The 12,136-nt window shown below is 74.0% G+C and carries 9 protein-coding genes and 1 pseudogene; 3 read left to right on the top strand and 7 right to left on the bottom strand.

The features are described from left to right. Positions 1-97 precede the first annotated feature (97 nt). A complete protein-coding gene (locus DV701_RS10200; RefSeq protein WP_114928206.1) occupies positions 98-1,093 on the top strand; it encodes a hypothetical protein in 996 nt (331 codons plus the stop codon). Between the two features lie 58 nt (positions 1,094-1,151). On the opposite strand, the pseudogene DV701_RS10195 reads toward DV701_RS10200, so the two are convergent. Further along, positions 1,152-1,615, bottom strand: a pseudogene (locus DV701_RS10195) (YbaK/EbsC family protein). Between the two features lie 193 nt (positions 1,616-1,808). Here DV701_RS10195 and DV701_RS10190 point away from each other — a divergent pair. Further along, on the top strand, positions 1,809-3,614 hold the full coding sequence (locus DV701_RS10190) for a cell wall-binding repeat-containing protein (protein WP_114928205.1): 1,806 nt from the start codon (positions 1,809-1,811) through the stop codon (positions 3,612-3,614). Positions 3,615-3,683: 69 nt separating this feature from the next. On the opposite strand, the gene DV701_RS10185 is transcribed toward DV701_RS10190, so the two are convergent. From DV701_RS10185 to DV701_RS10175, 3 genes are read right to left on the bottom strand one after another with little or no spacing between them, the layout of a single operon-like run. Further along, entirely contained in the window at positions 3,684-5,051 is a 1,368-nt protein-coding gene (locus tag DV701_RS10185) for a dihydrolipoamide acetyltransferase family protein (protein ID WP_114928204.1), read from the bottom strand. Next, positions 5,048-6,079: an alpha-ketoacid dehydrogenase subunit beta gene (locus DV701_RS10180; RefSeq protein ID WP_114928203.1), complete on the bottom strand. Its 1,032-nt coding sequence runs from the start codon at positions 6,077-6,079 to the stop codon at positions 5,048-5,050. Before DV701_RS10180 ends, DV701_RS10185 begins: the two co-directional genes overlap by 4 nt. Continuing rightward, positions 6,076-7,230, bottom strand: coding sequence for a thiamine pyrophosphate-dependent dehydrogenase E1 component subunit alpha (locus DV701_RS10175; protein WP_114928202.1), 1,155 nt, complete (start codon positions 7,228-7,230; stop codon positions 6,076-6,078). The genes DV701_RS10180 and DV701_RS10175 overlap by 4 nt, the downstream gene beginning before the upstream one ends. 112 nt (positions 7,231-7,342) lie before the next feature. On the opposite strand from DV701_RS10175, the gene DV701_RS10170 reads away from it, so the two are divergent. Beyond that, the gene (locus tag DV701_RS10170) at positions 7,343-7,846 is read left to right on the top strand and encodes an Lrp/AsnC family transcriptional regulator (protein ID WP_114928201.1); all 504 of its coding nucleotides are present in this window, start codon (positions 7,343-7,345) and stop codon (positions 7,844-7,846) included. An 85-nt stretch (positions 7,847-7,931) separates the two neighbouring features. Here the strand turns inward: DV701_RS10170 and ligD are convergent, their stop codons facing one another. The 3 genes from ligD to DV701_RS10155 form a co-directional block, all read right to left on the bottom strand. Continuing rightward, positions 7,932-9,569 carry a non-homologous end-joining DNA ligase gene (gene ligD, locus DV701_RS10165; RefSeq protein ID WP_114928200.1) on the bottom strand — a complete coding sequence of 546 codons (1,638 nt, stop codon included), beginning with the start codon at positions 9,567-9,569 and terminating at the stop codon, positions 7,932-7,934. Between the two features lie 234 nt (positions 9,570-9,803). Further along, on the bottom strand, positions 9,804-11,024 hold the full coding sequence (locus tag DV701_RS10160) for a type III PLP-dependent enzyme domain-containing protein (RefSeq protein WP_114928199.1): 1,221 nt from the start codon (positions 11,022-11,024) through the stop codon (positions 9,804-9,806). Further along, positions 11,021-12,124 (bottom strand): pyridoxal phosphate-dependent aminotransferase, encoded by a 1,104-nt coding sequence (locus tag DV701_RS10155; RefSeq protein WP_114928198.1) that lies wholly within the window; start codon positions 12,122-12,124, stop codon positions 11,021-11,023. The genes DV701_RS10160 and DV701_RS10155 overlap by 4 nt, the downstream gene beginning before the upstream one ends. Between the last annotated feature and the right edge of the window lie 12 nt (positions 12,125-12,136).

The following is a 12,136-nucleotide window of genomic DNA, read 5'->3' as shown; positions in this document are numbered from 1 at the left end:
GCGACCCTAACGGCCGTCGCTGACAGACCGTCCGGGCGCCTCTGTCGGGCCTCGCCGCTAGGCTGCCGGAGCAGGCCCTCGGGAGGGAGGTGCGGAGGTGGTCGACCTCGAACAGCGACGGCAGATCATGCGCACGACCTACGACTACCTGCGCTGGCTGCTCGTCCTGCTGCCGGCGCTCCTCTTCGTGGTCACGGTCGCCACGTCGGTGCAGCAGGGCCGTCTCGAGCCGTCGATCAGCGCCTACTACGGCGGCCCGGTGCGGGACGTCTTCGTCGGGTGCCTCGTCGCGATCGCCGCGCTGCTCGTCGCCTACCAGGGGGTGGGGCTGCTGGAGGACTACACGCTCAACGGTGCCGGGTTCTACGCGGTCTTCGTGGCCTTCGTGCCCAGCAGCTTCGCCGGGATGATGGACGAGCTCGCGCGCGGGCCCGGCCCGGACGGCCTCGGGGTCGCCGACCACGTCTGGTTCCTGCGGATCACCCTGACCTCCGTGCTGGTGCTGTGCGCGCTGCTCTTCGCCCGTGAGATCCGGGTCGGCAACCTGCCCCGGCTCTTCCGCTCCGACACCGGGCGGCGCCTGGCCGACCTGGTCAACCGCGCGTTCGTGGTGCTCACCCTCGGTGTGCTCGTCGCCTACCTCGCGCTCGTCATGCGGCAGCTCTGGCTGGTGCCCGCGGCCGACGTCCGGCTGCCGGGCCTCGTGCTCGGCCCGCTCCGGGCGAGCGTGCACGACCTGGCGGCGATCTTCATGATGTGCTCGCTAGCCGTCGCGGTGCTGACCAACACCTGGCCGTTCTACCGGTTCTCCCACCTGCGCAGCGCGGGGCGGCTGGCCTACCTGGTGATCTTCGTGCTCATGGTCGCCGGACCGTTGGTGGCATGGGGTCTGGCCCGGGTGTTTGCGCCCGGTCACGTGGTGATCCTGCTGGAGTGGTGGGAGATCGCGCTCTTCTCGGTCTTCTGGGCCCTGGAGACGCGGCGGATCATGCGGGTCCGCAGCGACAGCATCGTCCGCGTCCCGGATCAGGGGCCGCTGCGCGAGCCGCTCCGCGACCCTGCCTCGACCGGGGACGACCGCGCACGGGCATGAGCTCGGGGTCGTGGCCGTCACGAGGGTGCGACCGAGGCACGTCCGTGCGCCGCCGGGCTCAGCGCACGCGCGCGACGGTGCCGCCGGTGAGCGCCACCAGCTGCCCGAAGGTCAGCGGGACGACCGTGTCAGGCGTGCCCGCCGCGGCCCAGATCTCCTCGTGCGCCCGCAGGTCCTCGTCGACCAGCGTGCGCAGCCGCCGAGGGTGGCCGGTCGGGGCGACGCCGCCGATCGCCTGACCGGTCGCCGCACGCACCTGGTCGGCGCGGCCTTGGCCACGGAGGCGGCGCCGACGGCGGTCGCCACCACATCGGTGTCGACCCGCGCCGCGCCGCTGGCCATGACCAGCAGCGGCTCGTCGTCGGCCATGAAGACGAGGCTGTTGGCGATGGCCGCGACCTCGCAACCCAGCTGACCTGCCGCCAGCGCTGCGGTCCGGGCGTGCTCCTCGAGCACGACGATCCGGCTCTCGATCCCCGCCGCGCGCAGGGCGTCCTGGACCTCGACGTTCCTGGGGTGCATGCCCCGGAGTATGCCGCACGGGTCCGGCGACGTCCGGCTCACCGGGCGCGGCGTGACGGGCAGACGGACCACACCTGGCCGGGGGTGCGGGAGGCTGCAGCGGGCCGCCTACACTGCCCGGATGGTGCCAGAGCGAGTCTGCGACCGACCACGTGGTGTCCGTCGAACCGTCCGGACCTTCCTGACACTGACGATGTCCGCGCTGATCATCCTGGGCGCCCTGCCCGGCACCGCCCTCACCGGGGATGAGGACGACCTCGGCGCCCGTGCTCTGCACGAGGACAGCTGGAGCACGCCGGTCCTCGGGCCAGACGACCTGACCCGCCACGGCCCCGTGCACCCCGCTTCGCCCCCGGCCGACGCCGTCCTGGGCGAGCAACCCTCCTACTACGACGACGGCTGCCACGTCGGGACCCGCGGCACCGACGTCCTGCCCGGTTGCCTCTACGGCGACCCCTCGAGCAGCGTCGAGGTCGCGATGGTGGGCGACTCGCACATCGGCCGGCTCTTCCCGGCCCTGGAGGAGATTGCGGCCCGCGAGCAGTGGGCGCTGCGGACCTACACCAAGAGCGCCTGCGCGTTCGTCGACGAGCCGCGCGGCACCGCGTACCAGGCCTGCGACGACTACAACGCCGCCTTGCGCGCGCACCTCGCGAACGATCCCCCCGACATCGTCCTCACGCTGGCCAAGCGGCAGAAGGTCGCCGACGGCTACGTGCGGACCTGGTCCTGGCTGCAGTCGATCGGCGTCGAGCACGTGGTGGCGCTGTGGGACTCGCCCCAGCCCGCCGGCCTGGTGCCGGCCGAGTGCGTCGCCGACGCGATCTCCAGCGGTACCGACCTGACCACGTGCGCGATGGAGCTGCCAGACGCGGACAGCGGCAACCCGTCGATGCGGACGGCCGCCGAGCAGGTGCCGGCGGCCCGCTTCCTCGACCTGCGAGACTGGGTGTGCCCGCAGTCGCGGCTCAGCCCGAGATGTCCGGCCGTGCTGGGACGTGCGCAGGTCTACGCGCTGGGGTCGCATCTGGCGACAGTCTTCGGGGACACCCTCGCCGACCCGATACACCAGCGGCTGCACGAGATGGGCGTAGCGACCTACCGCCCCTCCGTCGACCGCGTGGGTGGTGCCGACCGTTACGAGTCTGCTGCGTTGCTGTCCCGCGACGTGCGACCGGGAGGCCGGGTGTTCGTGGCCAGCGGGAGCGACTACCCCGATGCGCTGGCCGCCGCGGCTAGGGCGGGAGACGGTGGGGCGGTGCTGCTCACCCGTCGCGCCTCGTTGCCCGCAGCGACGCGGACGGCCCTGGTGCGGCTGCAGCCCTCGCAGATCCTCGTCGTGGGAGGCGCTTCGGCGGTCGACCGCTCGGTGCTGACCGACCTGCAAGCCCTCGGCGGCGAGGTGCGCCGGGTCGCCGGGGACGACCGCTACGACACGGCCGCCGCGGTGGCCGGGCTCGCGCCGGCCCAGCACGGCGGGACCGTCTACGTGTCCAGCGGCGCGGGATTTGCCGACGCCCTCGCGGCAGCCGCCCAGGCCGGGCGGGTGGACAGCCCGATCCTCCTGGTGCGTCCCGGCTCCGTCCCTGAGGCCACGGCACGGGCGCTCGACCAGCTGACCCCCCGCCAGGTGGTGGTCGTGGGCGGCGTCGCGGCCGTGGGGGACGAGGTGCTCGACCGGGTGCACGCCCTCACAGGCGCCAGGACGACCCGCGTGGGCGGGGCAGACCGCTACGCCACGGCGGCGCTCCTGGCCGGGGGCACGGCAGCACGGAGCGAGCTGTACGTGACCTCCGGGACCGTCTTCGCCGACGCCCTGGCCGCCGCGCCGGCCGCCGCGGCCGTCGACGGAGCGGTCCTTCTCGTGCGCCCGGGCAGCGTGCCCGCCCCGACCAGCGATGCCGTCCGGGACCTCGACCCGGCACGGATCGTGCTGGTCGGCGGTCCGGCCGCGGTGACCGACACGGTGCAGCGCACGCTCATCCGCCTCGTGCGCTGACGCCCCGCCCGCGCATCGACGATCCGCGACATCCGCCGAAGAACGGGGGTGCCCCCTGCGGGCGACGCCTCAGAGGTCGGCCAGCAGTGCCGCCGGCTGCTCCACGCGGTCGGCCACCTGCCGCAGGAACCCGCCCGCGGTCCCGCCGTCGCACACCCGGTGGTCGAAGCTGAGGCTCAGCTGCGTCACCCTGCGCACTCTGAGCTTGCCCTTGTGCACCCACGGCTTGTCCACGATCCGTCCGACGCCGAGCATCGCGGCCTCGGGGTGGTTGATGATCGGCGTCGAGCCGTCCACCCCGAACACGCCGTAGTTGTTGAGCGTGAACGTCCCGCCGCTCAGCTCGGCGGGCGTCAGCTTGCCGTCGCGGGCCTTCTCGGTCAGCGCGCGCAGCGCGCCGGCCAGCTCGGCCGTCGTCATCGACCCGGCATCCTTGACGACCGGCACGACGAGACCTCGCGGGCTCTGCGCGGCGAAGCCGAGGTGGATCCGGCCGTGCTGCACGATCTCGCCGGCCTCCAGGTCGACCGAGGAGTTCAGCGCCGGGTATGCGGTGAGCCCGCTGACCACGATCCGCGCCAGCAGCGCGAGCACGCCGATGCCGGCCTCGGGGCGGGACGCCCTGAGCGCGTCCTTGGTCTTCATCAGCCGGGTCGCGTCGACGTCGACCCAGGTCGTCGCGTCGGGGATCTCGCGGCGGGCGGTCGTCAGCCGCTCGACCATGATCCGCTGCACGCCCTGGATCGGTATGCGGATCTCCTCCCCGAGGGGGGAGGGAGCGGTGGCCGGGGCGGTCTGCGCGGAGCGTCGGAAGGCCTCCAGGTCGGCCCGCCGGATCACGCCGGTGGGACCGGGCCGGACCGAGGCGAGGTCCACCCCCCACTCCGCCGCCAACCTGCGGACCAGCGGCGAGATGACCCGGACCGCCTGCGTCGGCTCCTCCTCAGGCACGCGGGGCTGCGCCTCCACCGGCGTCTCCGTGGACGGCGTGCCGGCGCCGCGGCGCCGCCCGGTGCGACGACGGGCCGGACCCTCCCCGGCTCCGTAGCCGATGAGCGGACGTTCGGGTGCGTCGTCCTCAGCCGACCCCTCGGGGGTGCGGGCGCCGGCGCGCTCCTCGGTGCGGTACTGCTCGCCCGCACGGTCGCCCTCGTCGGCGGCGTTCGCCGGGCCGGCGGCGTCCGGGCTCGTGCCGTCGGAGATGGTGATGAGGGGGGCGCCGACGGCGAGCACCGTCCCGGGCTCGGCGTGCAGCTGGGCGACTGTGCCGGCATACGGGCAGGGCACCTCGACGGCAGCCTTGGCGGTCTCGACGGTGACGACCTCCTGGTCGACCCCGACCTCGTCCCCGACGCGCACCTGCCACTGCACCACCTCGGCCTCGGTGAGGCCTTCGCCGAGGTCAGGAAGCCGGAAGACCTTGGCCGGCGCGCTCACGCGTGCACCGCCTGCGTCCCGGCCGCCTCGTGCGTCAGGTCCGGCTCGTCGTCCCACTGCAGGCGCGCGATCGTGTCCAGGATCCGGTCCACGCCGGGCAGGTAGGTGTGCTCCAGGATCGGGGGCGGGTAGGGCATGTCCAGCCCGCTGACCCGCAGCACCGGCGCGGCGAGGGAGTGGAAGCAGCGCTCGGAGACGCGGGCGGCGACCTCGGCGCCCATCCCGGCGAAACCCTGCGCCTCGGCGAGCACCACGGCCCGACCGGTCTTGCGCACGGAGGCGGCGACGGTCTCGTCGTCGAAGGGGACCAGGGTGCGCAGGTCGACCACCTCGACGTCCCAGTCCTCTTCGGCCGCGGCGATCTCGGCGGCTCTGAGGGCGTTGGGCACCTGCGGGCCGTAGGTGATGAGCGTGACGTCCGACCCCACGCGGCGCACCGCCGCCCGCCCGAACGGCTCGGTCCGGGTCGGCAGCTCCAGCTCGGCCTTGGACCAGTAGAGCGACTTCGGCTCGAGGAAGACGACCGGGTCGTCGGAGGCGATCGCCTCGCGCAGCAGGCTGTAGGCGTCGGCCGGGGTCGAGGGGCTCACCACGTGCAGGCCCGGGGTGTGGACGTAGTAGCCCTCCGAGCTGTCGCAGTGGTGCTCCACCCCGCCGATGCCACCGGCGTAGGGGTAGCGCAGCACCATCGGCAGCGTCAGCTGGCCCCGCGTGCGGTTGCGCATCTTGGCCACGTGCGAGACGACCTGCTCGAAGGCCGGGTAGCCGAACGCGTCGAACTGCATCTCGATGACCGGCCGGAAGCCCTGCATGCACAGCCCGATCGCGAAGCCGGTGATCCCGGCCTCGGCCAGCGGGGTGTCGAAGCAGCGCTCCTCGCCGAAGTCCCTGGTCAGCCCGTCGGTGATCCGGAAGACCCCGCCCAGCGCGCCGACGTCCTCGCCGAAGACGAGGACGGACTCGTCCTGCGTCAGCGAGTCGCGCAGGGCGGTGTTGAGGGCCTGGGCGTAGGTGGTGGGCCGGCTCATCGGGTGGCCTCCTCGGTCTCGGGCACGGGGTGGGCGGCGTGCGCCGACCCGGCGATCTCGGCGCGGACCATCTCGGCCTGCTCGCGCAGCTGGGGAGTGGGCTCGGCATACACGTGCTCGAAGAGCGCCATCGGGTCGACCTTCGGCTCGGCGTGCATCCGGGTGCGCACGTCGGCGGCGAACGCCTCGGCCTGCTCGCGGACCTCCTCGATCCGCGCCTCGTCCAGCGCGCCGCGCGCGACGAGGTAGGCCTGCAGACGCACGACGGGGTCCTGGCCGGTCCAGTCGTCCACCTCCTCGGAGGTGCGGTAGCGGGTCGCGTCGTCGGCGTTGGTGTGCGCCTCCATCCGGTAGGTGTGCGCCTCGACGAGCACCGGGCCGTGGCCGGCGCGGGCGTGCGCGTAGGCCGAGCGCATGACCGAGAGCATCGCGGCCGGGTCGTTGCCGTCGACCTGCTCGCTGCGCACGCCGTAGCCGACCCCCTTGTAGGCCAGCGCCGGCGCCTTCGACTGCTTGGCCAGCGGGACCGAGATCGCGTACTTGTTGTTCTGCACGAGGACGACCAGGGGGGCGTCGAAGACCGCGGCGAAGTTGAGGCCCTCGTGAAAGTCGCCCTCGGACGTCGCGCCGTCGCCGATGAAGCCGAGCGCGACCCCCCCGGTGCCACGGCGCCGCATGCCGTCGGCCGCGCCGGCGGCGTGCACGATCTGGGTCGACAGCGGTGTGCACTGCGGGGCCGTCCTCGTGGCCACCGGGTCGTAGCCGCAGTGCCAGTCCCCGCGCAGCAGCGTCAGCGCCTCCACCGGGTCGATCCCGCGGGTGACCAGGGCCATCGAGTCGCGGTAGGTCGGGAAGAGCCAGTCCTGCTCCCCCAGCGCGAGCACCGGCGCGACCTGGCAGGCGTCCTGACCGCGCGAGCTCGGGTAGACCGCCAGCCGCCCCTGCTTGGTCAGCGCGGTCGCCTGGGTGTCGAACCGGCGGCCGATCACCATCCCCCGCCACACCGCGAGGAGGTCCTCCTCGGCGGGTATGGAGTAGCCGCGCGCCTCCAGGGTCGCGGCGGTCCCCGGGTCGTGCTCCGTGGTGCTGCCGTCGGGGTCCAGGAAACGGACCGGCTGCGGGCACGGCAGCAGGCTGGTGATGTCGCTCATCGTCGAGTCCTTCGCAACGCTGGGGCAGACGTTCGTCCCCTCTATCGTCCCGCAGGCTAGACGGGACAGCAGGTGCGCACGTATCGGTCGAGACGTCTGGCACGATAAGGCCATGGATGAGCGCAGTTCGTCCACCTCCGACCGGCGCACCTCGCCGGTGGCGAGACAGGTGGCGCACCTCGACGACACGGACCGGGCGATGATCGACGCGCTGCGTGCCGACGGGCGGCTGTCGGTGCGGGCCCTGGCCGACCAGGTGCACATCTCCCGGGCCAACGCCTACGCCCGCCTGGAGCGGCTCCGGCGCGAGGGCGTGATCACCGGCTTCACCGCGACCGTCGACCCGGACCGGATGGGCCTGGGGACCGCGGCCTTCGTCTCGGTGAGCATCGAGCAGGACAGCTGGCGGCGGGTGACCAGGGCCCTCTCCGAGCTGCCCGGCGTCGAGCGCATCTCCCTGGTCGGCGCGGAGTTCGACATCCTCGTGCAGGTCCGCGCGCACGACAACCACGAGCTGCGCGACGTCGTCCTGGGCCAGATCCAGTCGGTGCCCGGCGTCCGTGGGACGCGGACCTGGCTGATCTTCGACGAGGTGGACGTCCGTGCAGGAGCCTGACCGGTGAACACCCCCTACCCCCTCCGCCCGGGCGGTAGTGCGCCTCCTTGAGCGGAGTGGAGGCGGACCGCGCCCCCGAGCAGCCTCACTTCACGCGCGGCAGCGTCTGGTCGTGGTGCAGCACGCCGGAGAACAGGTCGCCCTTCTCGGCCAGCCGGTCCAGCACCGTGCGCACCGTCCACCGGTCGGGCCGCAGGTGCGGGTCGTCCAGCTCCTCCCACGTGATCGGCGTCGACACCGGTGCGCCGGGCGACGGGCGTGGTGAGTACGGCGCCACGAGCGTCTTGTTGACCGCGTTCTGCGTGTAGTCCAGCCGCGCGAGACCACCGCGCTCCTTCACCGACCACTTCCAGCTGACCAGCTCGGGCACGACCGCCCCGATCGAGCGCGACACCTTCTCGGCCCACCTCCGCGTCTCCTCGAAGGTCGGCCCCCGACGGATCGGCACCCAGACCTGGAGGCCGCGCCGCCCGGTCACCTTGGGACAGGCCCGCACCCCCAGGTGCTCGAAGGCGGTCCGGTGCAGCTGGGCCAGCTCCAGCGTCTCGTCCCACGTCGTCCGCTCGCCGGGGTCGATGTCGAACATCACGTAGGACGGCCGGTCCGGCGCCTCGGTCGGCGAGGTCCACGGGTGCCACTCCAGGGCCCCGAAGTTCGCCGCCCACACCAGGGCCGCCGGCTCGTCGACCACCAGGTAGGTCTGCGTCTCCCCGGGGTCGGCCGCGGGGTTGTCCCAGCGCGGCAGCCACTCCGGCGCGTGCTCGGGCACCTCCTTGTGCCAGAAGCCCTTCCTCTCCGCGCCGTTCGGGTAGCGGTGCAGGTTGAGCGCCCGTCCGGCCAGGTACGGCAGCGAGACCGGGGCGACGAGCGCGGCATACCTGACGAGCTCGCGCTTGGTGACCGGCTCCTCGCCCTGGCGGCCGGGGAAGAGGACCTTGTCGAGGTTCGTGAGCCTCAGCGCACGGCCGAAGACCTCCCACGTGCCGGAGGCGCCCAGCTCCTCCAGGGCGCGCAGCTCCTCCTCGGTCGCAGGCGGTGGGACCGGGGCCCGCAGCGGCTCCGCGGCCTCCCCGACCGGCCGGTCGGAGTGCCACAGCGCGTCGGGGTCGGCAGCGACCTCCTCGTTGGTGCGGCCGCTGAGCACCGAGCGCGGGTGGTCCTCGGCGTCCCAGCCCTCGACCGCGTGCTCGTCGTGCTTGTGGAAGAGCAACCACTGCTCCTTCCTCCCTTCCTGCCGGGCGGTGCGCACGAGCATGAACTCGCCGCGCAGCTTCTCCCCGTGCAGGCGCACGTGGAGGGTCCCCGCGCGGATCGCCGCGGCGGCGTCCTCGTCGTGGGAGTCCCAGGTGCCGGTGTCCCAGACGATGACGTCCCCGCCGCCGTACTCGCCCGCCGGGATGACCCCCTCGAAGTGGAGGTACTCCATCGGGTGGTCCTCGACGTGGATCGCGAGCCGTCTGGTCTCCGGGTCCAGCGAGGGTCCCTTGGGCACCGCCCAGCTGGCCAGGACACCGTCGACCTCGAGCCGGAAGTCGTAGTGCCGCGCCGTCGCCCGGTGCCGTTGCACGACGAAGACCCGCTCGCCGTCCTGACGTGCAGCCTCCAGCAGCGCGCCGCCGCTCGGCTCGGGGGTGCGCCCGAAGTCGCGCATCAGCCGGTAGGTCTCCAGCGGCGCCGCGTTCTCCCGCCCGCCGTCCCTCGAGGTATGCCGCCCGCCCGCCATTCCCTCACGGTGCCACGGGTGCTTCCCCGGCGCGCGACCGAGGGCCGCCGGCCCGGCGCGCGGTCCTGGCGTGGTGATGATTCACCCCACCAGGGCCTCGGCCGCCCTCTCGAGGTATGCGCGTCGGCCGTGCACATCATCCTAGGTTCGGCGCCTGTCCGAAGCCGGGTGAATCTGCCGGGAGGCACGGCACCGTCGGCGCGGCGTCCGGACCGGAGCGGGCGAGCAGCTGGTTCAGCCGACCCAGACCTGCTCGGGAGCGGGGTGGGAGAGGAAGTGCGTCATCGCCTGCGTGGCGGCGTAGGCCCCGGCCTGGCCGAAGACCACGACGTCACCGGGCCGCAGGTCGGCGGGCAGGTCGCCCGTCCCGAGCCGGTCGAGCGAGGTGCACAGGGGGCCGGCCAGCGTCGTGCGCACCAGCGCACCGCCGGCGGCCCCGGACCCCGCGCTGCCGATCACCCCGACCCCCGGCCGCAGCGCCAGCGTCGGGAACGGCTGCCCGGTCATCAGCGGACGCAGCAGGTGGTTGATCCCGCCCTCGAGCATGACGAACCGCTCGCCGCGGGAGTCCTTGGTCCGCACGACGCGCGCGCAGTAGACGCCCGTCGGCGCCGACAGCCAGCGCCCCGGCTCGAGCAGCAGCTCGCCGGTGAACCAGGCGTTCTCCTCCAGCACCCGGCCCAGGCCCGCACCGAGGGTGCGGACGTCGAGACTGGGCTGGGTGACGTCGTAGCGGACGCCCAGTCCGCCGCCCAGGTCGACGAGGTCGAGCTCGCGACCGAGCACGGCCTGGACGTGCCGCGCGATCCGCAGGGCGGTGCGGTGGTTGGCCAGCAGCCGGCCGGCGTCCAGCTCGTTGCTCGCCGCGAAGACCTGCACCCCGCTGATCCGCACGCGCTCGTAGCGCGCCGCCTCCGTCAGGAACTCCTCGACCACCTCCTCGTCCACCCCGAACGCGCTCGGCCCGCCACCACCGATGATGGTCGCGACCTCCGACACACCCTGCGCCGGGTTGACCCGCACGCTCACCGGCAGCGGCTCGGCGCCCTCGTGCAGGGTGTGCAGCCGTGCCACGTCCTCGATGCCGTCCACCTGGACCCGGGCGCCGGCGAAGAGCGCCGCCTGCAGGTCGCGCTCGGACTTGGCGGGCCCGGCGAACACCATCCCCGCACCGGTGCCGCCGGCCGCCAGCACCGTCGAGACCTCACCGGCCGAGGCGCAGTCGAACCACGCGCCCTCCGCGGAGAACGTCTCGAGCAGCGGCAGCCCGGGGTTGGACTTCACCGCGTAGGCCAGCCGCACCCGCTGCGGCAGGGCTGCCCGCAGCCGGCGGAAGCGCTCGCGCGCCGCGCCCAGGTCGTAGGCGAAGAAGGGGGAGGCCTGCCCGGACACGAGGTCCAGCAGCGACTCCTCCCCGAACGCGAACAGGTCGATCGTCGACGGTGCCAGGATCATGCCTCCCACCAGGGCGCGAGCCGCGCCAGTCCTTCCTCCAGCTCGGGCAGCGGGCCGCCCAGGCTGACCCGGAGGTGCCCGCGACCGCGCGCCCCGAACGCGGTCCCGGGCACCGTCGTGACGAGCCCTTCGTCGCGCACGCGCAGCGCGAAGGTCTCCGTGTCCTGCGCCGCCACGCCCTCCGGCAGCGGCAGCCACAGGTAGAAGCCGGCCCGCGCCCGCCCGCCCGCGGCGTCCAGCAGCCGGGGCGCGACCCGCGCCAGGGTCTCCCAGCGGCGCCGCACCTGCTCGCGCGCGTCGGGGAGCACCTGCTCGCGGGCGCGCAGCAGCGCCAGCGCGGCGTCCTGGGAGGGGCGCGCGGCCGCCGTCGTCATCGCGTTGTGCACCACGCGCGCCGGCGCGAGCAGCCGGTCCGGGCCCACCGCCCAGCCGACGCGCAGCCCCGGCGCCCCGAAGGCCTTGCTCACCGAGCCCAGCACCAGGCCGGCACCCAGGCCGGCGGCCCCGTGCAGCCCCGCCGGTGGCCGGACGAGCCACAGCTCCCGGTAGACCTCGTCGCTGACCAGCACCGCGCCCGCCCGGGCGCACGCCGCGGCGACCGCGCGCAGGGCGGCGGGGGACGCCATACCTCCGGTCGGGTTGGCGGGGTGGTTGAGGACCACCATCGAGGTATGCGGTGCGCCCGCCAGCGCGTCCACCAACGCCTCCGCGTCGAGGTCGCCGTGGTCGCCGAGCCGGTAGGGCACCGGGTCGGCGCCGCAGAGCCGGGCGAGCGAGGCGTAGGAGACGAAGCCGGGGTCGGGGACCAGGACCCTCGACCCGGGGGCGGCCCAGGTCTGGAAGAGCGCGAAGAGAGCGGCCTGGCTGCCGGCGGTGAGCATGACCTCCGACGTCGCGGCGCCGTGCACCGCAGCAACCTGCGCGACCAGCTCCGGCGAGCCGCCGTTGGGGCCGTACGGCAGGGGGCCGACCTGCGTGGAGAGGGTGGCGAGCGCCTCGCGGGCCTCCGCGGGCACCGGCCAGCCGGGCTCGCCCAGGGCCAGGCTGACGGTGCCCTCGGGAGCGCCGAGCGCCATCCGTCGGATGGGCGAGAGGGTCATGCCTCCCGCCCT

It is taken from the genome of Ornithinimicrobium avium (assembly GCF_003351765.1).
Taxonomy (GTDB): domain Bacteria; phylum Actinomycetota; class Actinomycetes; order Actinomycetales; family Dermatophilaceae; genus Ornithinicoccus; species Ornithinicoccus avius.
This window is presented reverse-complemented; position numbering and strand designations above follow the sequence as displayed.

What these genes read in the sequence shown, in the direction of transcription:
- DV701_RS10190 (WP_114928205.1), top strand. Translation starts at nt 1,809, where the DNA reads ATGTCCGCGCTGATCATCCTGGGCGCCCTGCCCGGCACCGCCCTCACC.
- DV701_RS10180 (WP_114928203.1), bottom strand. Translation starts at nt 6,079, where the DNA reads ATGAGCCGGCCCACCACCTACGCCCAGGCCCTCAACACCGCCCTGCGC.
- DV701_RS10175 (WP_114928202.1), bottom strand. Translation starts at nt 7,230, where the DNA reads ATGAGCGACATCACCAGCCTGCTGCCGTGCCCGCAGCCGGTCCGTTTC.
- DV701_RS10170 (WP_114928201.1), top strand. Translation starts at nt 7,343, where the DNA reads ATGGATGAGCGCAGTTCGTCCACCTCCGACCGGCGCACCTCGCCGGTG.
- ligD (WP_114928200.1), bottom strand. Translation starts at nt 9,569, where the DNA reads ATGGCGGGCGGGCGGCATACCTCGAGGGACGGCGGGCGGGAGAACGCG.
- DV701_RS10160 (WP_114928199.1), bottom strand. Translation starts at nt 11,024, where the DNA reads ATGATCCTGGCACCGTCGACGATCGACCTGTTCGCGTTCGGGGAGGAG.
- DV701_RS10155 (WP_114928198.1), bottom strand. Translation starts at nt 12,124, where the DNA reads ATGACCCTCTCGCCCATCCGACGGATGGCGCTCGGCGCTCCCGAGGGC.